Genomic DNA, 21,589 nt, shown 5'->3' on the forward strand with positions numbered 1-21,589 from the left:
CTGTGCTTAGCGATCAACAGAAGAAATCCATCCAGTCCGCGTACAGTCAGTTCCTGGCCGGCCGCTCCCTGCAGGCCCGCTACGGGCAGAAGCTGATGGTGGCCGCCATCGCCCGTACGCTGGGTGGAATTGCCCACGACGGTGCCGGTGAACGCGACCGGGAAAAGACCGACGGTGAACACATCTGTGTGGTGGAGGCGGGCACCGGCACCGGCAAGACCGTCGCCTACCTGCTGGCTGCCATTCCCCTGGCACAGGCGCACGAAAAAACACTGGTGGTGTCTACCGCGACCGTGGCCCTGCAGGAGCAGATCATCCACAAGGATCTGCCGGAAGTGGCCCGCCACAGCGGGCTCGAGTTCGATTTCAGCCTGGCCAAGGGCCGGGGGCGTTATCTCTGCCTTAGCAAGCTCGACCAGCTGCTCTCCGGTTTCAGTGAGGGTGGTGCCGGGGCCAGTATGGGCCTGTACGAGGACGAACTGCCCCAGGTGGGCGAGGGCAGCGTCAAGCTCTATCGCGACATGGCGGACAAACTGGCAACCGGGTCCTGGGACGGCGATCGGGACAACTGGTCCGACACCATCGAGGTCGAGGACTGGAGCCGGGTGACTACCGACCACCGCCAGTGCAGCGGCCGCCGCTGTCCCCACGTGACCAACTGCAGCTTCTTTCGCGCCCGGGAGAGCCTGGGGAAGACCCGGGTGATCGTCGCCAACCACGACCTACTGCTCGCAGACCTGGCCCTGGGCGGCGGGGCTATCCTGCCGCCGCCGGAGGAGTCCATCTACATCCTCGATGAGGCCCATCACCTGCCCGACAAGGCGCTCAACCACTTCTCCCATCACAGCCGGGTCGGCGCCTCTAGCGGCTGGCTCGACCAGGCCAACAAGAATCTCGGCCAGATGCTGGGTGAGATCGGTGACGGCGCCGAGATCGATCGCTGCGGCGAGCAGCTGCCTGCGGTGCTGACCTCGGCCAAACAGGGCCTGGAGCAGATGTGGCCGCTGATCGAGGACCTGTGTGAGTTCGAGGACGAGCGGGGCAATACAGTCCGTCACCGCTTCGAAGGGGGCGTGGTACCCGAGTCCCTGATGCAGCTGGCTGAGAAGCTGCGGGAAGATTTTGATGAGCTGGAGGCGTTGCTGGGCAAGATGCTGCAGGCGGCCCAGCGGCTGCTGGATGACCCGCACTCGCCTGTGCCGGCAGTGGACCTGGAGCGCTGGTACCCCCAGCTGGGCAGCTGGTATGGCCGCGCAGAGGCGAATCTGCAGTTATGGGCCAATTACGCACGCGCGGATGCGGAGGGGGCGCTGCCCCAGGCCCGTTGGGTGACGCTGGTGGACTGGGGCGGTTCGACGGACTTCGAGGTATGCAGCTCACCGATCCTGGCCGGCAAGACCCTGGAATACAGCCTCTGGCGGCGCTGTTTTGGTGCGGTGCTGACCTCTGCAACACTGACGGCGCTGGGGCGCTTCGACCGGCTCAAGATGCGCGCCGGCACGCCCGACAATGCCAGTTACCAGGTGGTGCCGAGTCCGTTCGATTTTTCCCGCGCACAGCTGCAGGTCCCGTCCTGCGCCGTGGACGCCGGCAACGCCGACGCCCACACCGACGCGGTGATTGACGCCCTGCCGGAACTCCTGGAGGGGGGTGGCGGTGCGCTGGTGCTGTTCTCCTCCCGCCGGCAGATGGAAACCGTATATGAATCCCTGCCCGGGACCTGGCGCAATCGCATCCTGATGCAGGGGCAGCAGTCCAGGCAGCGGCTGCTGGAGCTGCACCGGGAAGCGGTGGACGGCAGCGGGCGCAGTGTGCTGTTCGGCCTCGCCAGTTTTGCCGAGGGGGTGGACCTGCCCGGGGATTACTGTCGCCATGTGATAATCGCCAAGCTGCCATTTGCCGTGCCGGACGATCCCATCGAGGCGGCACTGGCGGAGTGGATCGAGGCGCGCGGTGGCAATCCCTTCATGCAGATCACGGTTCCCGACGCCGCACTGAAATTAGTGCAGGCCTGCGGCCGCCTGCTGCGGACAGAAAAGGATGAGGGCACGGTGACCCTGTTGGATCGCCGAGTCGTGACCCGTCGCTACGGCCGCGCCATTCTCGATTCGCTGCCGCCCTTTACCCGTCATATCGTTTAGAGAGATGTGGTGACGAGCTGTTTTAATCATGGGGTTAGCCCCGCACGGAGTTGCTGATGCAATCGATTTATCTGGAAGTCTCGGACCAGCTGCTGCAGCTCGAAATGGAGCTGCGCCGCCAGGACCTCTGGCAGGCCGAGCCCCCGGCGCCGGAGGCGCTGGCCAGCACGGAGCCCTTCTGTGTCGATACCCTCACCCTGCCGCAGTGGCTGCAGTTCATTTTCCTGCCGCGTATGAGCCAGCTGATCGAGCTGGAGCAGCCCTTGCCCCGGCAGTGTGGTATCGCCCCGGTTGCGGAGGAATTTTTCCGCAATACCGATGGCGCCGAACCGTTGATCAAATTGCTGGCAGACATCGATGCGCGGCTCCAGCAAGGCTGAAGGTCAGTGATAGAGCGGGCTGCAGGTCTATACTGCCCCTCTCAATTCACCCTTCGTGGCAGGGAATGGCAATGAAGTGACGATGTCTGGATGGTCGGTCGCTGTTCAGGTGAGGCATGGATGCGGTAATATCCGCCTTTTGCGCAAAACGGGGACGGGATCTCTCCGGCGTCAGAGAAGCACGGAAAGCCAGGTTGCGATGATCGCAAATGGACGGCCAAGTGGCCCAAGGTAGTTAACAAGAATGCGGACTTCTCCTTTAATCCTACTGCTGCTTGCACCGCTTATCGGTGGTTGCGAGTCGCTTCACTTCCCCTGGCAAAAATCCTCCCCGGCGGCTGTCGAGGCCACTGCTCCAGCTGAAACTGCCGCATTGCCGGAAGCGGCACAGCAGTGTCCACCGGTACAGGAGGTCGTCTGCGCAGAGCCCGAAGTCAAAGTCGTTGAACGGGTCATTGAACGAACGTTTGAGAAAGTCGTCGAAGTGCCCGTCGCCAAGGACAAGCTGGTGCTCGGCAGCGTCGAGATGGTGGCCATAGAGCCAGGCGGCCTGCTGCTGGAATCCCTGATCGATACCGGCGCCCCCACGTCCTCCCTGAGTGTGGGTGGGCTGAAGCCCTTTGAGCGGGACGGCAAGGAATGGGTGCGCTTCAAAGTGAGCGTCGGCGACGAAGATGACGCTCTCTCAGTGGAACTGCCGGTCAAACGCTATGTGCGCGTGGCTAGGCCGGGTTTTGATACCCAGCGCCGACCGGTGGTGGATATGAGCCTGACCGTCGGCGAGGTCACCCATATGGTGGAGGTGAACCTGACTGACCGCACCAGCCTGGATTACCGCCTGCTGGTGGGACGCAACTTTCTGAAGGACGCGGCGGTGGTCGATGTGAGCCGTCGCAAGGTGCAGGGGCAGCCGCGTCCACCAGCGCCAAAATAACAACGGAAAATGCTAACCGCGGGTGACGGGTATAATCGTCCCCGCTTGCAAACGGGGACTGGCGAATGTCGCCACGCGCTCAGGTATATATTCTTGCCGCACTGCTCGCGCTGATGGGCGCCGGCCTGACCATTTACAAAAACCAGGAGCTGGGCTTCCCGCTGCTGCCGGGCGAGTACCGCACGGTCTGGACCATCGAGGCCAAGGTGCGCTTCACCGCAGAGGGTGGGCCGGTCAAAGCCTCCCTGACGCTGCCCCGCGCACAGCGCAATATGGAAGTGCTGGGAGAAACGTTCAGTTCCTCCGGCTATGGCTTCAACATCGTCCGCGACGATAACGAGTACCGCGCAGTGTGGTCGCGTCGCTCGGCGACCGGTAACCAGTCCCTTTTTTACCAGCTGGACGTGCACCAGACCCCCGGGGCTCCACTGGAGCAGCCACTGGAACTCAGCACCGAGGTGGAGACGCCCTTTCTCGGTGCCCGTGAGCAGGAGGCGGTGCGACAGGCGATCTACAGCCTTGTCGGTAGTGCCCGCGAGCGCTCGGCCGACACCAAGACATTCACCGGACAACTCCTCACTGCCCTCAATGACCCCCGCAACCAGGATCGCAACCTGATCTTTGGCTATTACAAGGATCGCACCCTGGTTGATGTAGCCCTGCTGGTGCTGGCGGCGGCGGACATTCCGGCCCACCGCATCCGCGGCCTGTATCTGGAAGATGATCGCCGGCGCCTGGATCCGGAGGACCTGCTGGAAGTCTATGACGGCCGCCGCTGGGTGGTGTTCGAGCCCAACACCGGCAACCCGGGCGTGCCCAAAAACTTCTTTATCTGGCAGCGTGGTGGTAAGAGCCTGCTGGACGTGGAGGGGGGGCGCAATTCCCGCGTGACCTTCTCTGTGATCTCAAACGACGTCCCCGCGCGGGATGTAGCGATGCTCAGCACCAGCAACGAGAAAGAGGCGCTGGTGGACTTCTCCATCTACAGCCTGCCCATCGAGCAGCAAAGTATTTTCAAGCTGATCCTGCTGGTACCCGTGGGCGCGCTGGTGGTGGTGTTGCTGCGCGTCTTTGTGGGGCTGCGCACCTCCGGCACCTTTATGCCGGTGCTGCTGGCTATCGCCTTCATCGAGACGCGACTGTTCACCGGCCTGGCCATCTTCGTGTTGATTCTGGTGCTGGGCCTGTGGGTGCGTTTCTACCTGAGCAGGCTCAACCTGTTACTTGTGGCGAGGATCGCCGCGGTGGTGGTCACCGTGGTGATATTAATGGGGGCCATCAGTGTCGTGAGCTATAAACTCGGTATCGAGCAGGCGCTGACGGTGACCTTCTTCCCGATGATCATTCTCGCCTGGACCATCGAGCGAATGTCGATCGTATGGGAGGAGGACGGGCCCTACGAAGTAGTGGTTCAGGCGGGCGGCAGCCTGCTGGTGGCGGTGCTGGCCTGGTGGGTGATGACGAACCGTTTTGTCGAACACTGGACTTTCAACTTCCCGGAACTGTTGCTGGTATTGCTGGGCTTTATCCTGATTGTGGGCAACTACACCGGCTACCGACTCGGTGAGCTCATGCGTTTCCGCCAGCTGGTGCGCTAGATCGATGGGTCGGTTTGATTTCAGTCAGTTTGTCGCCAAGCTACGGGGAGGTTTTGTATCCCCGTTTGCCCTCCGGCGTCTCGGTGTCCTGGGCATGAACGCACGCAACGTGCACTACATCGCCCGCTACAACGACCGTGATCTTTACCCTATTGTCGATGACAAGCTGAACACCAAGCACGCGGCCAGGCGACACGGTATCCAGGTGCCGGAGCTGATCGCCGCCTTCGAAAGCCAGCCCAGTCGCCGCCGGGTGCTGGAGGTCATCGACCCGCTCTGGCAGTTCGTGATCAAGCCCGCGCGGGGCTCCGGCGGCAAGGGTATTCTGGTGGTGGTCGGCCGGGAGGGCGACACCTATCTCAAGCCCTCCGGCGCGGCAGTGACCCGCGAAGACGTCCTCCGTCATGTCAGCAATATTCACAGTGGCCTTTACAGTCTGGGCGGCAAGCCGGACCGGGTAATGATTGAAGCCCTAGTGGATTTCGATCCGGTGTTCGACAAGTACTCCTTCGAGGGAGTGCCGGATATCCGTGTCATCGTCTTCCGCGGTTTCCCGGTGATGGCGATGCTGCGCTGCTCCACGCACTCCTCGGATGGCAAGGCGAACCTTCACCAGGGCGCCGTGGGTGTGGGCATCGACCTGGCCACGGGCAAGAGTTGCCACGCCGTGCAGCGTGGTTTGCGTATCAGTCGTCACCCCGACACGGAAATGCCCTTCGGCGAGCTGGTTGTGCCCGGCTGGCGCGACCTGTTGCGCCTGGCCTCCAGGTGTTACGAGATGACAGGCCTCGGTTACCTCGGTTGCGATATCGTGCTGGATCGCAAACGCGGTCCCCTGCTGCTCGAGGCCAACGCGCGCCCGGGTCTGGCAATTCAGGTGGCCAATGGCGTAGGCCTGCGCACCCGCCTGAAGCATGTCGAGGCCATGGATCTGGAGCAGCTGGAAAAGTCCGTGGAGGAGCGTGTGAGCTATTCCATGCAGGAGTTCGCTGCGGCCCGCACCCTGGAGCAGGCGGCCTCTGCCTGACCCGTCCACACCTGTTGCGGCACAGGCCGGCGGAATCCCGCACCCTGATTCGAGCTTTTTCGAGGCATAAAAAAGGCGAGCCTGGTGGCTCGCCTCTCTGCGTTTTCCCGGGGAGGCCGATCAGGTGGCGGCTGCCGGGGAAAGGTGGAACTGATCCATCATGATGGACAGACGCTTGCGCTGCATCTTCAGGCTGTATTCCAGCTCTTTGACGCGGGTGCGAATCGCTGCGCTTTCCCACTTGGCCAGCAGACGCTCGCGCGCGTTTTCGTAACGGCGGGACTGCAGCTCTTTCCACTCTCCCAGTGCGGCAGAAAATTCCTGCGCTTCTTTCTCCAGCAGTTCGCGCCAGCTGTCCTTGTGACTGGATTGCTGCAGCTTCTGCTCCGCCCGCTTGAATTGCATGTCCAGCATGGCGCGCTGGATACGCATGGCGGGAACGGTCTTCAGGTTGCGGGCCAGGCCCACCCAGCTGGCGGTCTTGATCAACCACTTGGTGGGGTCCCAGTGGTACCAGCGGATACCGTTGCGGTAGTCGGTCTGAAAGATGTGGTGGTAGTTGTGGTAGCCCTCGCCGAAAGTGAAGAACGCCAGCAGGTCGTTGTCGCGGGCGGTGTTCTCATCGGTGTAGGGGCGACGACCCCAGATATGCGCCAGGGAATTAATGAAAAAGGTGGTGTGGTGGTTGACCACTATCCGCAGAACGCCTGCCAGTAGCAGCATACCGATGATGTCGCCGGCCCAGAGGCCCAGCAGCAGCGGCAGGCCGATGTTCATGGCCAGGGTGATCGGGATGTAATGGTTGTGCTGGAACATGACAATCTTGTCACGCTGCAGGTCTTTGGCGTTGTCGAAATCCACCTTGCCGCTCGGGTAGTCACGCAGCATCCAGCCGATGTGGGAGAACCAGAAGCCGCGCTTGGCGGAATAGGGGTCGTGATCATTATCGTCCACATGGCGGTGGTGGCGACGGTGGCCGGAACACCAGATCAGGATGGAGTTCTGCAGCGAGGCGGCACCAAACAGGGCGAACAGCCAGCGCAGGGACCAGTGCGCCTCGTAGGTGCGGTGGGACCAGAGGCGGTGGTAGCCCGCCGTGATGGAGAGTCCACAGAGAGCGCCGTAAACGGCGAAGGCCGCCCAGGCCTGCCACTGGTAGCCATGCAAGATGCCGTACAGGGGGACAAGTGTGAGGGCCACCAGGGCGGTAGTGGCGAATAATATGGTGGTGACCCAGATTCTTGGGGCCTCGGAAACTGTCTTCATTTTACAACCTTCGTTATGCGCTGCAGCGGTCAGGTGGCCCGTAAACGGGCAGGTCGGCCTTGCTGCCGGCAACCTCGCGCGAGACTTCCACTGCTGACTCTGATCCTAACCGATCGGCATGAGTATGGCACCCCCGTGCCGGCACTAATAGGACTAGATTTGCGCATTTGGTCACGGCTGCGTACTTTTGGTGCGTAGTAGAGGAAAACTGTGCCGACTTGGATCACGGGAAGGGCCAGCGACAACAGGAAACGGTCGTTTGCGGATGGAAAATGGCAGCCAAGGTTTGAAAACGCTTATTGCATGGCCCGGAAGGAGGCGATAGCCCGGGTGTGGCAAACTTGGCATGGCGGTTGCAAATACCAGAGTGTGGGTCGCGAGACCCGCGCTCCGGGAATCCCTCACGGGGTTTATGACAGCGCGTCGGCCAGGGGTCGACAGACGGTTTATAACACTGCGTGTCTTCCCGTTTTCTCTCATCATCGCTGATTCAGGCCCCGCTTTGCGGGGCCTTTTTTTTGCCTGATCCTCACTGGCAATCATTTACAGCGGGTCAACCCTGTGACCACAGAGCACTCTGGCGATACCTCACGGCTCTTTTACTGGCGCCGGTTTAGTGCTTCACTTGACTCGCAGAGCCATTTGCCGGCTCAACAACTAAAAAGTGGCAAGCGTGTCTGAGCTCCCCCCTGATCAAGTCACCGATGGACCCCTGCAACTGGCGGCTCTGGACGAGCTGGAAAGCCTGGACGCAGAGGCCTTGCGCAGTCAGGTTCACTACCTGCAGCGACTGTTGCTGGATGTGGACTCGGGTTATTTCGAGTGGCATCCCCAGTCCGGCCTGTGCCGCGCGGAGGGCGCGGTGTGGTCCCAATTCAACCCCGAAAGCAGCCGGGCTGTAGAGAAGCTCTTTGCCGGTGAGGCCCTTGCGCTGGTGCACTCTGATGATCGTGACCGGTTGAGTGCGATGCGAGGGCGGCTCGAGCGCCCCGGTGGGCTGGCCGACGCCACTTTCCGTGCTTACGACAGCTCGGGTCACCTGCGCTGGCTGCGTATCTGGGCGCGCTCCTTCGAGCCCCGGGGCTCGGCCGGCAATTTGGCCCACTTTGTTATTGGCGGCTGCGCCGACTACACCGAATCCCTGGCGGGGCGGGATGCCGCGAGCCTGCCCGCCGATCGTCCGCTGCAGACTCTGGCAGGCGTTGGCGATGGCCTGTGGGAATGGGATCTGCGCGCGGATGAAGTGCTGCTGGACGATGCCTGCTGGGCGCTGATCGGTTTCGAGCCCGGTACCATGGATGCCGACCCGCGCAGCGGGTTGAAGCTGTGGAAGCGCCGCATCCTGCCGGAGGATTACGACCGGCTCAAACAGGCGATGCAGGATCATGTGCAGGAGCGAATCCCGCTGGATGTGGAGTACCGGCTATGGCATCGGGATGGCAGCATCGTCTGGCTTCGCTGCAGGGGACAGGTGCAATGCAACCGCAAGGATGAGCCGCTCCGTGTGCTGGGTACCCTGCAGGATGTCACCAGTGGTCGCGAAGCGCTCTCACGGGCGGAGCGGGAGCTGCAGAGCCTGCGCAGTGAGAGCGAGCACCGCGCGGGCCTGCTGTTCAGCCTCAGCCACGAGCTCCGCACCCCGCTCAATGCCATTCTCGGTTACAGCCAGATGGTGGAGCTGGACCAGACCCTGAGTACCGATCAACGGAAGCGCCTGCTGGAAATCCGCCGTGCCGGGCAGCATCTGCTGCATCTCGTTGGGGACGTGCTGGAGCTCGCCCGTATCGATACGAACCGCGTAGGTCCTGCCATGGAGGCAGTGCAGCCGGCGAGTCTCGTCAATGACTGCAAGCGCCTGCTGGAGCCGCTGGCGGAGACGCGCAAGGTCTCGCTGATCTTCGAGCCCCTCGGGTGGGAGTCCGCATTCATTCGCGTGGACCCGGTACGCTTCAAGCAGGTGGTTCTCAATCTCGCTGGCAACGCGGTCAAGTACAACCGGGAGGGCGGGCGCGTTGTCATGAACTTTGCCCCGCAGTCGGAGGGCTGGTTGCGGCTCTCGATCCTCGATACCGGCTCGGGTATTGCCGAGGAGCGGCGCAGCGAGGTCTTCGAGCCGTTTAATCGACTCGGCGCGGAAAAGAGTCAGATTGAGGGCACCGGTGTGGGGCTGGCAATCGCCAAGCGGCTGACGGAGGCTATGGGGGGGCGTATCGATTTCGATAGCCACGAAGACCAGGGGTCGGTGTTCTGGATCGAATTTCCCCTGATTGATGCCCCGAGCGATGTATTGAGGCTGCGTCCCGAGCCGGGGAAAGCGCTTACCTTTCCAGAGTGCTGTTTGCTGGTGGTGGAAAATCGTCCGGCTGCGGTCGCGCGACTGCGCGGGGTCCTGGCAGATGCCCCTCAGGTAAAGTTGTTGGTGGCCGCCGATGTGGTGGAGGCCATCTTCACCGCACGCAGCCGCGATGTGGATGCGGTGCTCTTCGACAGCAGCGTGCCGGGATTATCCGCAGCGGATCTGTCCGAGGTGTTCAGTGGGGATCCGCGCACTGCCGGCATCCGGCTGATTGAGGTGGGCGGGGGAGGCTGTGATGCGGTCGATGCCACACTGCCGACAGAGTACGGCCCGGCAGAACTTGCCCGGGCCCTGGAAAAATCGGGCGCGGGCGCTCAGGAAGAAGGGTAGTATCAGCGGATGCTGCCCAGGTTCTTGCCGACGATTTGCAGCAGCGGCTTGAACACCTTGGGTGAGCCGCATACCAGGTGGCCGGAATCCAGGTAATCCTCACCGCCGCGGAAGTCACTGATCAGTCCACCGGCCTCTTTTACCAGCAGGGCACCGGCTGCAATATCCCACTCATTCAGGTACATCTCCCAGAAACCGTCGAAGCGTCCTGCTGCCACGTAGGCCAGGTCCAGGGCTGCGGCACCCGGGCGGCGAATGCCGGCAGTCTGGCCGGCGATCTCTTTCAGGGCGGTCAGGTACGGGTCGATATTTTCCAGCGCCGGGCCGTTGAAGGGAATGCCGGTGCCGATCAGCGCCCCGCGCAGCCCCTGGCGCGGGGAGACACGGATGCGGCGGCCATTCAGGGCCGCACCGCGGCCGCGGCTGGCGGTGAATTCTTCGCGCTTGATGGGGTCCAGAACCACGGCGTGCTCGATGCGACCGCGGTAGCGGCAGGCAATGGAGATGCAGAACTGCGGAACGCCGTGGATAAAGTTGGTGGTGCCGTCGAGAGGGTCGATGATCCACTCGTAGTCCGGCTCGGCACCCTCGAGGATGCCGCTCTCTTCAGCGCGGATGCTGTGTTTTGGATAGGCTTTACGCAGGTGATAGATGATCTCCTGCTCGCTGGCCCGATCCACCTCAGTGACGAAATCGTTGCGGCCCTTTTCCTCGAGCCTGGTCAGGTCGCTGCGCTCCCAGGACCGCTCGATCAGTTCTCCGGCCTTGCGCGCCGCGCGCAGGGCAATGTTCAGCATGGGTTCCATAACTAAGTCCGCACTGTGTGGTTTCGGGGTTAAAAAGCGGGAGGCGTAGGGACCTCCGGGGCCGGGCTTGCCGGGTGCGCGGATTGTAGGGATTCCTGTGCAATTTTGCTACACTCGCGCGCCGCCGTAACTCATAGGCGAAGTTTAGGGTGTTTGTGCGCTGCGCATCCACCGGCCAACCTCGGTAACAGCAAGATGGCTCAGTCCCCCATGTCCGCTCTCGATAATATCCGCGTCGTGCTGGTCAACAGCGCCCACCCCGGCAATATCGGTGGTGCTGCCCGCGCCCTGAAGAACATGGGCTTGAGTCAGCTCTACCTGGTGGCGCCGCGGGAGTTTCCCGCCGCCAATGCGATCTGGCGTGCCGCCGGCGCTGCAGACCTGCTGGAGAGCGCTGTGGTGGTCGATACGCTGGAGGATGCGGTGGCGGATTGCGGCCTCGTGGTCGCCACCAGTGCCCGCGAGCGCCGCATTCCGTGGCCCCTGCTGACCCCGCGGGAGTGCGGCGAGAGGGCTGTGGCAGAGGCGGCCAGCCATCCTGTTGCCCTGGTGTTTGGCCGCGAGGACCGTGGCCTCACCAACGAGGAATTGCAGGCCTGCAATTTCCACGTCCATATTCCCGCCAATCCGGAATACAGCTCCCTCAACCTTGCCACCGCCGTGCAGGTGCTGGCCTACGAGGTACGGATGGCCGCGCTGGAGGCGGAGCAGGGCGCCCCGATCAGCTACGCCGACTGGGATCGCCCGCCCGCGAAGGCGAGCGATATGGAACTGTACTACGAGCACCTGCAGCAAGCGCTCGGGGAGCTCGGTTTTATCGATCCGGACAATCCCCGCCAGACCATGACCCGCCTGCGTCGACTGTTCAGTCGCGTGCGGCCGGACGATATGGAGCTGGGCATTTTGCGCGGCATGCTGACCGCCATCCAGAACTATATTCACCGCACCGGTGGCAAGGGGCGGCCCGATTCCTGAAGTGGCGATCAATACCTGAGTGGAGTACCCGGGTATATACTTGACTGTGTAGGTGGGTTATTCCATACTCGCGGCCGTTCGTAAGGGCTGTACCACAGTCGGGAGCTGAAATGCGTTTGACAACCAAGGGCCGCTACGCGGTCACAGCAATGCTGGATCTGGCACTGCATGCCGGTCGCGGGCCGATTAGCCTGGCGGATATTTCCAAGCGCCAGGGCATCTCTCTCTCTTATCTGGAGCAGCTCTTCTCCCGGCTTCGGCAGTCGGGGCTGGTATCGAGTGTGCGCGGTCCCGGCGGCGGCTACCGCCTGGCGCGGGACGGCGCAGAGATTTTCGTGGCGCAGATCGTCGATGCGGTCAACGAGTCGGTGGATGCCACCAGTTGTGGCGGTAACAGCGATTGCGCGGGCGGTGAGCAGTGTCTCACACACTATTTATGGTGTGACCTCAGCGCCCAGATTCACAGTTTCCTGAGTGGTATCAGCCTGGCCGACCTCGTCGCCCGGGCCGAAGTTCAGGAGGTCGCGCGCCGGCAGGACATGCGCGAGGCAGTGAAAGAAGAGACAGTGGCGGTGCTCGGCGGCCTCTAAGCGGGCGGTCCGGCGCAGCTGAAACAGAGCACATGAGCAACCAGAGTTAGTGCGCAGAGAGATTTGAATATGAAGCTTCCCATTTACCTGGACTATTCCGCTACCTGCCCGGTGGACCCGCGCGTGGCCAAGAAAATGGCGGACCAGCTGACGATGGAGGGTAACTTCGGTAACCCGGCATCCCGCTCCCACTTGTTCGGCTGGAAGGCTGAAGAGGCCGTGGAAGATGCGCGCCGTCATGTGGCGGAGCTGGTGAATGCCGATCCGCGCGAAATCGTGTGGACGAGCGGCGCCACCGAGTCCGACAACCTGGCCATCAAAGGTGCTGCGCACTTTTACCAGGGCAAGGGCAAGCACATCATCACTTCAAAGATCGAGCACAAAGCGGTGCTGGATACCTGCCGCCAGCTGGAGCGCGAAGGCTTTGAAGTGACCTACCTGAATCCGCGCGAGGACGGCATTGTCTATCCGGAGCAGGTGGAAGAGGCGATGCGCGACGACACCATTGTCGTCAGCCTGATGCACGTCAACAACGAGATCGGTGTAATCAATGATATCGCCGCGATCGGTGAACTCTGTCGCGCACGCAAAGTGATTTTCCATGTGGACGCCGCCCAGAGCGCTGGCCGGCTGCCCATCGATCTGGCGGAGATGAAAGTGGACCTCATGTCCTTCTCCGCCCACAAGATGTACGGCCCCAAGGGTATCGGTGCCCTGTACGTGCGCCGCAAGCCGCGGGTGCGCCTGGAAGCCCAGATGCACGGTGGTGGCCACGAGCGTGGTATGCGTTCCGGTACGCTGGCGACGCACCAGATCGTCGGCATGGGTGAGGCCGCCCGTCTCGTCAAAGAAGAGATGGCAGCGGAGAGCAAGCGCATCCTCGCCCTGCGCGATCGCTTCTGGGATCAGATCAAGGACATGGAAGAAGTTCACGTGAATGGCTCCTGGGAGCAACGCGTGGCCGGCATCCTCAATGTGAGCTTTGCCTTCGTGGAGGGCGAGAGCCTGATCATGTCCCTGAAGGACCTGGCGATTTCCTCCGGCTCCGCCTGTACCTCTGCGAGCCTCGAGCCAAGCTACGTGCTGCGAGCCCTGGGCGTAAACGACGAGCTGGCCCACAGCTCACTGCGTTTCAGCTTTGGTCGCTTCACGACTGAACATGAGGTGGATACCGCTGCTGCGGAAGTACGCAAGGCCGTCGAAAAGCTGCGCGAACTGTCGCCGCTTTGGGATATGTACAAAGACGGTATCGACCTGAACACCATTGAGTGGGCCGCCCACTAAGCGCACCAGCAAGAGTTAGGAGAAAAGTCATGGCCTATAGCGACAAAGTCATCGATCACTACGAGCATCCCCGCAACGTTGGCCGCATGGATGACAAGGCGGAAAACGTGGGCACCGGTATGGTCGGTGCTCCCGCCTGTGGCGACGTAATGCGCCTGCAGATCCAAGTCAACGACAACGGCGTGATCGAGGATGCAAAATTTAAAACCTACGGTTGTGGTTCCGCCATTGCCTCCAGCTCCCTGCTGACCGAGTGGGTAAAGGGCAAGACCATCGATGAGGCAGAGCAGATCAAGAACACTGCCATTGCCGAAGAGCTGGCCCTGCCGCCGGTGAAGATCCACTGCTCGGTTCTCGCCGAGGACGCGATTAAAGCCGCGGTGCGCAATATCCGCGAGAAGCGCGGCGAGGCAGTGAAGGAAGAAGCGGCCGAATAAGCAGTAAGGCGAAATAATGGCAATTACCATGACGGCCGCGGCTCAGGAACATGTTGCGCGCCAGCTGACCAAACGCGGGAAGGGTATCGGTATCCGGGTTGGTGTGCGCACTGCCGGATGCTCGGGCATGGCTTATGTGCTCGAATTCGTCGATCAGGCGGAAGCCGAGGATGAGGTCTTCGAGCAGGGCGGTGTCAAGCTTGTGGTTGACCCGAAAAGCCTGGCCTACCTGGACGGAACCGAGCTCGATTTCGTCAAGGAAGGGTTGAACGAGGGTTTCGCGTTCAACAACCCCAATGTGAAAAATGAGTGTGGCTGCGGCGAAAGCTTCCACGTGTGAAGCAGCTGCAGCGCAAACGGGGCCGGCTGCTTTTGTGCAGGCCGGCCTTTTTTCTTGGTGTTCAATGGAAACCCTTTCGCACCGTGCGTCGCTCACGATAACCCGGGTGATCGGCGGGTGCCGGATCAATTGAGGATAGAGGGCAGATATGTCGGAGCAGCAGACCTATTTCGATATTTTCGGTCTCAAGCCCGCTTTCGAAGTGGACCGGTCGGCCCTGTCCCAGCGTTACCGGGAGCTACAGCGGGAGTTTCACCCGGATAAGTACGCTTCGAAGTCCTCCCGCGAGCAGATGCTGGCCATGCAATACGCGACGCGAATCAACGAGGCCCACACCACCTTGCGCGACCCGGTGCGGCGCGCCGCTTATCTGCTCTCGCTGGCCGGTGTGGAAGTGAGTCCCGAGCAGACCACCGCCGATGCGGACTTCCTGATGCAGCAGATGATGCTGCGGGAACAGTTGGAAGAGGTGCGCGACGCAGCGGATCCCGCCGCGGCACTGGACGATCTCGCCGACGAGGTGGGCGGGCTGTTCAGGGCCGAGCAGCAGGTCTTTGCTTCGGCTTTTGCTGGTGGCCAACTGGAAGATGCGAAAAATTCCCTGCTGAAGATGCAGTTTCTGTCGAAGCTGCAGCGGCAGGTTGAAGAACTGGAAGAAGATTTACTGGATTGAACATGGCGCTACTGCAGATTTCCGAACCCGGCCAGACTCCCGAGCCCCATCAGCGCAAACGCGCGGTGGGTATCGATCTCGGTACCACCAACTCGCTGGTGGCAACGGTGCGCAGCGGTTCTACCGAGGCGGTCGCGGCAGCCGATGGCAGTGTGATTCTGCCCTCCGCAGTCCACTACAGCTCCGAAGGTGTGTCTGTGGGGGCCGGCGCCCGTGCCCGTGCTGCTGCTGATCCCTACAACACCATGCTCTCCATCAAGCGCCTGATGGGGCGGGGTGTTGCCGACGTGAAGAGTTTTGGTGAGCAGTTGCCCTACCGGTTCGCCGACAGCGATGGCGGTATGCCGCAGATCGAGACAGTGGCAGGCAGCGTGAATCCGGTGCAGGTTTCCGCAGAGATCCTCAAAGTGCTCGCCCAGCGCGGCAGTGAAGCGCTGGGCGGAGAGCTGGACGGTGCAGTAATTACCGTGCCGGCCTATTTCGACGATGCCCAGCGCCAGGCCACCAAAGACGCGGCGCGCCTGGCCGGTCTGCATGTCCTGCGACTGCTCAACGAGCCCACTGCCGCGGCAGTGGCCTACGGTCTCGACCAGGGCGAGGAGGGTGTCATCGCCGTCTACGACCTGGGCGGCGGCACTTTCGATATTTCCATCCTGCGACTGTCCAAAGGCGTCTTCGAAGTGCTGTCCACTGGCGGCGACACGGCGCTCGGTGGTGATGACTTCGACCGCGCCATTGCCAGCTGGATTGCCGAACAGGCCGGACTGGGCACGGACCTGGACGTGAAGACACAGCGGGCGTTGCTGGATACTGCCTGCTCCGCAAAAGAAAAACTGGCAATCGAAGAGTCCGTGAGCGTGAGCTACGGCGATTGGCGCGGCACTCTCGATCGCGCTGCCATGGCGGAGATTCTCGATTCTCTGATCGACAAGACCCTGCGTGCCTGCAAGCGGGCGCTCCGTGACGCCGACCTGGCTGTCGAAGAGGTTGGTGAAGTGGTGCTGGTGGGGGGATCCACCCGCACCCTGCGGGTGCGCGAGCGGGTAGAAGCATTTTTCGGCCGCAAGCCCCACGCGGAAATCGACCCGGATCAGGTGGTCGCCATCGGCGCGGCCCTGCAGGCGGACGTGCTGGTCGGCAACAAGTCCGGTGAGGATCTGTTGTTGCTGGATGTGATCCCGTTGTCACTCGGTATCGAGACCATGGGCGGGCTCACGGAGAAACTGATCCCGCGCAATACCACCATCCCGGTGGCCAAGGCCCAGGAGTTCACCACGTTCAAAGACGGCCAGACCGCCATGGCCATCCACGTGGTGCAGGGCGAGCGGGAGCTGGTGAACGACTGTCGGTCACTGGCTCGTTTTGAGCTGCGGGGTATTCCACCCATGGTGGCCGGCGCGGCCCACATCCGGGTGACCTTCCAGGTAGATGCCGACGGTCTGCTGTCGGTGACCGCCATGGAAAAGAGCAGCGGTGTCAGCGCAGATATTACCGTCAAGCCCTCCTACGGGCTCGAGGACGAGGACATCACCCGCATGCTCAAGGACTCCTATGCCCATGCCGAGCAGGATATGGCGGCGCGGGCCCTGCGGGAGGCGCAGGTGGAAGCGGAACGCGCACTGGAGGCGCTACTGGTGGCCCTGCAGGAAAATGGTGCAGAGCTGCTGAGTGAAAAAGAGCTGGATGCCATGGAGCGTGCCATGGAGGCCCTGCGCCTGGCCCATAACGGTGGTGACGCCGAGGAGATTCATGAGCGTATCGAGGCGCTCAATGAGGTGTCCGAGCCCTTCGCCGCGCGCCGTATGGATGCCTCCATCCGGCGGGCCATGCAGGGCCATACCCTGGATGAATTTGATCAATAACACGCGGTTCCCGTAGATAGAGAACCGCCGCTGTCGCCACTTTCGTGCGGCGACGCCATTGAGACCATAGCGAGTTGGAAGCCCATGCCTAAAATCGTATTTTTGCCCCACGCCGAGATCTGCCCGGATGGCAAGGTAGTCGAAGTGGAGAACGGCGTGAGTGTCTGTGATGCGGCGCTGGAACACGGTATCGAGATCGAGCATGCCTGTGAGAAGTCCTGTGCTTGCACCACCTGTCACGTGATCGTCCGGGAGGGGTTCGATTCCCTGAATGAGCCGGACGAGCTGGAAGAGGACCTGTTGGACAAGGCCTGGGGCCTGGAGCCGGAATCCCGTCTCTCCTGCCAGGCCATCGTGGACGATGAGGATCTCGTGGTCGAGATTCCCAAGTACACCATCAACCAGGTTTCGGAAAAACACTGACGAAGCGGTCATCGCTGTCGCCAACGGAGATTGACGGATGAAATGGACGGATATCAACGACATCGCCATCGAGCTGGTGGAAGCCCACCCGGATGTCGACCCCCTGCGGGTGAACTTTGTCGACCTGCGCAACTGGGTGATCGAGCTGCCCGGCTTTGACGATGATCCGGCGCGCTGCGGTGAGAAGATCCTGGAGGCGATTCAGGCTGCCTGGATTGAGGAGGCCGACTGACCGACCGGTTCTGTCGCGTAGATTTTGCGGAGTGGGGCGGTTGTTTGAGTACAAAACTCGAGCAATTCCCCGTATAATCCGCCCGCCGCAGATGGCGGTTGATCGCTTTTCGCACAATGCGAAGGGTGAAAGAAACAGGAATTCAGGGAGGAGCAACTGCGGTTGCTCTTTCTGTATGTAAAACGCAAACACTGAAATTGGAGAAAATCATGGCCCTGGAGCGCACTCTTTCCATCATCAAGCCGGACGCGGTAGCCAAGAACGTCATTGGCGAAATCGAAAGCCGTTTCGAGAAAGCCGGCCTGCGTATTGTTGCCATGAAAATGATGCACCTGTCCCGCGAGAAGGCTGAAGGCTTCTACGCCGAGCACAAAGAGCGTCCGTTCTTTAAAGATCTGGTCGATTTCATGACTTCCGGTCCGGTTGTAGTCCAGGTTCTGGAAGGCGAAGATGCCATCAAGGCTAACCGTGACCTGATGGGTGCCACCAACCCGCAGGAAGCTGAAGCTGGCACCATCCGCGCCGACTTCGCCCAGAGCATCGACGCCAACGCCGTGCACGGCTCCGACTCCGCCGCTTCCGCTGAGCGCGAAGTCAGCTACTTCTTTGCAGACGACGAGATCTGCCCGCGCGCCTGATCCGCGCCACTTCGCGCCGGCCGACCGGCCGGCGCAGACTCCTCCCGAGGTGATTCCATGACTACAAGCCAAACCGAAAAAGTGAACCTGCTGGGCCTGTCGCTGGACAAGCTGGCGGCGTTTTTCGATTCCCTGGGCGAAAAACGTTTTCGCGCGGTGCAGGTGTTGAAGTGGATTCACCAGAACGGGGTCGATGACTTCGAACAGATGACCAATGTCAGCAAAGCGCTGCGCGCGAAGCTGGCAGAGATGGCCGAGATCCGTGCCCCCAAGGTGCTGGAGCAGTGGGATTCCTCTGATGGCACCCGCAAGTGGCTGATCGAGGTAGAGGGCGGCAGCGCCATCGAGACTGTCTATATCCCCGACGGGGACCGCGGCACCCTGTGTGTGTCCTCCCAGGTGGGTTGCTCGCTGGACTGCAGCTTCTGTGCCACCGGCAAGCAGGGCTTCAACCGGGATCTGACCGCGGCCGAGATCATTGGTCAGGTGTGGATTGCCTGTAAGTCCTTCGGCCAGCTGCAGCCAAAAGGTCCGCGCAAGGTTACCAACGTGGTGATGATGGGTATGGGTGAGCCCCTGCTCAACTTCGATAACGTGGTTGACGCAATGAACCTGATGATGGAGGACAATGCCTACGGTATCTCCAAGCGCCGGGTAACCCTGAGCACCTCCGGTGTGGTGCCGGCACTGGATCGGCTGGCTGAGGTGACCGACGCGAGCCTGGCCATCTCCCTCCATGCGCCCAATGACGAGTTGCGCAACGAGCTGGTGCCCATCAATAAGAAGTATCCGATTGCCATGCTGCTGGACAGTGCCAAGCGATACATCGAGCAGATGCCGGATACGCACCGCAAAATGACCATCGAGTACACGCTGATACGCGAGGTCAACGACCGGCCGGAGCACGCGGAGCAGCTGGCAGAACTCCTGCGCGATGTGCCTGTCAAGATAAATCTGATACCCTTCAATCCGTTTGATCTGTCCGACTATCAGCGGGTGAGCAACAACGCTTTGCGACGCTTTCAGCAGATTTTGTTGGACAAAGGGTTTACGGTAACCGTGCGCACCACCCGCGGTGACGATATCGCGGCGGCTTGCGGCCAGCTGGCCGGTAGTGTGAACGATCGCACACGCCGCTCTGAGCGCTACCGCAATGCCGAGCGCCCGGTCCGAATCGTCGGCTAGCGCTTTTCCCGGTCGGCCCCGAGTGCCGGCCGCCCAACGGCGCATCGCCGGGGTGTGCTCCCAGAAAAATAAAAGGTGATGTAGTGTTGGCCAAATCCCTCTCCCTGCCGCTGGCAGGTCTTCTTCTCGGCGTCCTGCTGTCCGGTTGCGTGACTACCGGTCTGCCGGAACGCAAGGAGATTGACCTGGATAAGGCGGTCAAAACCCATGTGCAGCTGGGGCTGCGCTATCTGCAGTCCGGTGAAAACCGCGATATCGCCCGCTACCACTTCAACAAGGCACTCGAGCTGGGCAAGCGCAATCCCGATGCCCACCACGGTCTGGCGATGCTGTACCAGGCGGATGGTGAGCTGGATGTGGCCGAGGACCATTTTCGCAAGGCCCTGCGCTATGGGGACGACTTCTCCATGGCCCAAACCAACTACGGTGTGTTTCTCTATCGCCAGGCTCGGTATGAAGAGGCTCTCGAGCAGTTTGAGGAAGCCTCTCAGGATCTGACCTATAAGCGCCGTTCCTACGCCCTGACGAATTATGGTCGCGCCGCGGTGAAACTCGGCAAGACCGAGGAGGCTGAAAAAGCCTTTATCCGCGCGCTGGCACTCAACGACAGCCTGCCGCAGCCGCTGCTGGAGCTGGCGGAAATCAAGTACGAGGCCGGTGCCTACGCCCAGGCCAAGCAATACCTGGACCTGTACAGCGACAAGCACCGGCAGGTACCGCAGTCCCTGTGGCTGGGTATCCGCATCGAAAAAATCTTTGGTAACCGGGACAAGGAGCGCAGCTACGCCCTGGCCCTGAGGAACCTGTATCCCTATTCAGCGGAAGCGCTGGAATACAAGAAGATGATGGCCAATGACGGATAAAGTAGTCGAAAACGCGCAAGCGTCCACGCAATCTGCTGAGCTCCGCGAGGAGCATCCCTCCCCCGGTACCCAGCTTCGCACTGCCCGCGAAGCGGCCGGTCTATCCCTTGAAGAGCTCTCTTCCCGCCTGCGCATGACCGGCAACAAGTTGGAGCTGCTCGAGCGGGACGAGTACGACCGCCTTCCCAGTGCCCTTTATGTTCGCGGGTATATCCGCAATGCCTGTAAGGAGCTCGGCGTCGATGCCGAGCCGGTACTGGAAGCCTTTTCCGGCTACAGTGCGGCTGAGGAGGAGAGTCGGGCAATTATCGAGCACGTCAGCAGGGGGCCGGCGCTCGAGCCAGGGCGCAAGGGTGGGTTTGGCCTTCTGGCCCTGTTGCCTCTTGTGCTGGTTGCCGCTGCCTTCTGGTGGTTTCAGGGGCGCGATCTCGCCACACCATCCATGAACATGGAGGCTCTGGCCGACGATCAGGCTGTCCAGCAGGGTGAGCAGGTGGGCGATCTGCAAGGCTTTACTGAGCAGGCTGCAGAGCCGATCGCGGCAGAGCCGCTGCAGGCGGAAGAGGTCGGGGCAGCCGGGGAAGCGGTTGCTGTGGCAGCCTCAGAACCGGAGTTATCGGACACCGCCATTGAGTCCCCGTCGGCAGCCGCACTTGAGGTGGCAGATGTTGCCGCCTACGAGGCACTGTCCGCGCAGGCGGGCACGAGCCTGCAGGCCGTAGAATCCGAGGCTCCTGTAGCCGCCGACGATGCCGTGGCGGAGATCGGGGTTGAGGTGACAGAGGTGGCCGAGCCTGAAACGCCGGCGGCTTCCGCTGTCGAAGCCGCAGCTGATCCGGCCCCCGCTGCCGCCACTGCACCGTCGGCAGCCCCGGTTGCAGAAGCAGCCAGCGAGGCACTCGAACTGCGTTTCTCTCAAGAAGCCTGGATCGAGGTCAAGGACGCAAGCGGCAAGGTTTTGCTGGCCAAGTTGCAGGCGCAGGGGTCACAGGTGACACTCGAAGGTCAGCCGCCGTTCAGCCTGATGCTCGGCAATGCTGCCGGCACCGAGGTCCGCTACCGTGACCAGCTGGTGCCCAGTGAGCCGATCGGTAGCCGCCGTACCCGCCGCCTGACTGTCGGCGAATAAGCTCCCTTGTGGCCGGCCCGGGTGGCTGGCCAACTACTCTCCGGGGCCTGTCGACCGCTGGCCTCCCCGGTGCGAATGAGTTGGCATCGCACTGATGCTGATTTGTGCGCTCCGCACCTT

The 21,589-nt window shown here is 61.8% G+C and carries 21 protein-coding genes; 19 read left to right on the forward strand and 2 right to left on the reverse strand.

Annotation, left to right across the window (positions count from 1 at the left end):
- The first annotated feature begins 2 nt into the window (after positions 1-2).
- The 5 genes from dinG (at position 3) to AWR36_RS13070 (ending at position 6,080) form a co-directional block, all read left to right on the forward strand.
- Entirely contained in the window at positions 3-2,141 is a 2,139-nt protein-coding gene (gene dinG, locus AWR36_RS13050; RefSeq protein ID WP_067085692.1) for an ATP-dependent DNA helicase DinG, read from the forward strand.
- Positions 2,142-2,197: 56 nt separating this feature from the next.
- Complete coding sequence (locus AWR36_RS13055; RefSeq protein WP_067085694.1) at positions 2,198-2,521, forward strand: YqcC family protein; 324 nt, start codon at positions 2,198-2,200, stop codon at positions 2,519-2,521.
- A gap of 244 nt (positions 2,522-2,765) precedes the next feature.
- The gene (locus AWR36_RS13060; protein WP_082679597.1) at positions 2,766-3,455 is read left to right on the forward strand and encodes an ATP-dependent zinc protease family protein; all 690 of its coding nucleotides are present in this window, start codon (positions 2,766-2,768) and stop codon (positions 3,453-3,455) included.
- 65 nt (positions 3,456-3,520) lie between these two features.
- Positions 3,521-5,053 (forward strand): inactive transglutaminase family protein, encoded by a 1,533-nt coding sequence (locus AWR36_RS13065; protein ID WP_067085698.1) that lies wholly within the window; start codon positions 3,521-3,523, stop codon positions 5,051-5,053.
- A gap of 4 nt (positions 5,054-5,057) precedes the next feature.
- Complete coding sequence (locus tag AWR36_RS13070; RefSeq protein WP_067085701.1) at positions 5,058-6,080, forward strand: alpha-L-glutamate ligase-like protein; 1,023 nt, start codon at positions 5,058-5,060, stop codon at positions 6,078-6,080.
- 120 nt (positions 6,081-6,200) lie between these two features.
- Here AWR36_RS13070 and AWR36_RS13075 read toward each other — a convergent pair whose 3' ends face one another.
- Positions 6,201-7,346, reverse strand: coding sequence for an acyl-CoA desaturase (locus AWR36_RS13075; protein ID WP_067085703.1), 1,146 nt, complete (start codon positions 7,344-7,346; stop codon positions 6,201-6,203).
- Positions 7,347-8,019: 673 nt separating this feature from the next.
- On the opposite strand from AWR36_RS13075, the gene AWR36_RS13080 reads away from it, so the two are divergent.
- A complete protein-coding gene (locus AWR36_RS13080; protein ID WP_067085705.1) occupies positions 8,020-10,032 on the forward strand; it encodes a sensor histidine kinase in 2,013 nt (670 codons plus the stop codon).
- 2 nt (positions 10,033-10,034) lie between these two features.
- Here the strand turns inward: AWR36_RS13080 and AWR36_RS13085 are convergent, their stop codons facing one another.
- Complete coding sequence (locus AWR36_RS13085) at positions 10,035-10,838, reverse strand: inositol monophosphatase family protein (RefSeq protein WP_067085707.1); 804 nt, start codon at positions 10,836-10,838, stop codon at positions 10,035-10,037.
- Between the two features lie 195 nt (positions 10,839-11,033).
- On the opposite strand from AWR36_RS13085, the gene trmJ reads away from it, so the two are divergent.
- The 13 genes from trmJ (at position 11,034) to AWR36_RS13150 (ending at position 21,469) form a co-directional block, all read left to right on the forward strand.
- Positions 11,034-11,813 (forward strand): tRNA (cytosine(32)/uridine(32)-2'-O)-methyltransferase TrmJ, encoded by a 780-nt coding sequence (gene trmJ, locus AWR36_RS13090; protein WP_067085709.1) that lies wholly within the window; start codon positions 11,034-11,036, stop codon positions 11,811-11,813.
- 110 nt (positions 11,814-11,923) lie between these two features.
- On the forward strand, positions 11,924-12,403 hold the full coding sequence (locus tag AWR36_RS13095; protein WP_067085711.1) for a Fe-S cluster assembly transcription factor: 480 nt from the start codon (positions 11,924-11,926) through the stop codon (positions 12,401-12,403).
- Between the two features lie 69 nt (positions 12,404-12,472).
- Positions 12,473-13,687 carry an IscS subfamily cysteine desulfurase gene (locus AWR36_RS13100; protein ID WP_067085713.1) on the forward strand — a complete coding sequence of 405 codons (1,215 nt, stop codon included), beginning with the start codon at positions 12,473-12,475 and terminating at the stop codon, positions 13,685-13,687.
- A gap of 29 nt (positions 13,688-13,716) precedes the next feature.
- A complete protein-coding gene (gene iscU / locus AWR36_RS13105) occupies positions 13,717-14,124 on the forward strand; it encodes a Fe-S cluster assembly scaffold IscU (RefSeq protein ID WP_067085715.1) in 408 nt (135 codons plus the stop codon).
- Positions 14,125-14,140: 16 nt separating this feature from the next.
- Positions 14,141-14,464, forward strand: a complete 324-nt coding sequence (iscA, locus tag AWR36_RS13110; RefSeq protein ID WP_067085717.1) for an iron-sulfur cluster assembly protein IscA — start codon at positions 14,141-14,143, stop codon at positions 14,462-14,464.
- Between the two features lie 148 nt (positions 14,465-14,612).
- Complete coding sequence (gene hscB / locus AWR36_RS13115; protein ID WP_067085718.1) at positions 14,613-15,137, forward strand: Fe-S protein assembly co-chaperone HscB; 525 nt, start codon at positions 14,613-14,615, stop codon at positions 15,135-15,137.
- 2 nt (positions 15,138-15,139) lie between these two features.
- The gene (hscA, locus tag AWR36_RS13120; RefSeq protein WP_067085721.1) at positions 15,140-16,999 is read left to right on the forward strand and encodes a Fe-S protein assembly chaperone HscA; all 1,860 of its coding nucleotides are present in this window, start codon (positions 15,140-15,142) and stop codon (positions 16,997-16,999) included.
- Positions 17,000-17,083: 84 nt separating this feature from the next.
- Positions 17,084-17,422, forward strand: coding sequence for an ISC system 2Fe-2S type ferredoxin (fdx, locus tag AWR36_RS13125; RefSeq protein WP_067085723.1), 339 nt, complete (start codon positions 17,084-17,086; stop codon positions 17,420-17,422).
- Between the two features lie 37 nt (positions 17,423-17,459).
- Positions 17,460-17,654, forward strand: coding sequence for a Fe-S cluster assembly protein IscX (iscX, locus tag AWR36_RS13130; RefSeq protein ID WP_067085725.1), 195 nt, complete (start codon positions 17,460-17,462; stop codon positions 17,652-17,654).
- Positions 17,655-17,863: 209 nt separating this feature from the next.
- Complete coding sequence (ndk, locus tag AWR36_RS13135; RefSeq protein ID WP_067086309.1) at positions 17,864-18,292, forward strand: nucleoside-diphosphate kinase; 429 nt, start codon at positions 17,864-17,866, stop codon at positions 18,290-18,292.
- Between the two features lie 57 nt (positions 18,293-18,349).
- Entirely contained in the window at positions 18,350-19,477 is a 1,128-nt protein-coding gene (gene rlmN / locus AWR36_RS13140; RefSeq protein ID WP_067085727.1) for a 23S rRNA (adenine(2503)-C(2))-methyltransferase RlmN, read from the forward strand.
- A gap of 83 nt (positions 19,478-19,560) precedes the next feature.
- Positions 19,561-20,340 carry a type IV pilus biogenesis/stability protein PilW gene (pilW, locus tag AWR36_RS13145; protein ID WP_231745335.1) on the forward strand — a complete coding sequence of 260 codons (780 nt, stop codon included), beginning with the start codon at positions 19,561-19,563 and terminating at the stop codon, positions 20,338-20,340.
- Positions 20,330-21,469, forward strand: coding sequence for a helix-turn-helix domain-containing protein (locus AWR36_RS13150; RefSeq protein ID WP_067085734.1), 1,140 nt, complete (start codon positions 20,330-20,332; stop codon positions 21,467-21,469). Before pilW ends, AWR36_RS13150 begins: the two co-directional genes overlap by 11 nt.
- Positions 21,470-21,589 lie beyond the last annotated feature (120 nt).

This window comes from Microbulbifer flavimaris, assembly GCF_001641755.2.
Taxonomy (GTDB): Bacteria; Pseudomonadota; Gammaproteobacteria; order Pseudomonadales; family Cellvibrionaceae; genus Microbulbifer; species Microbulbifer flavimaris.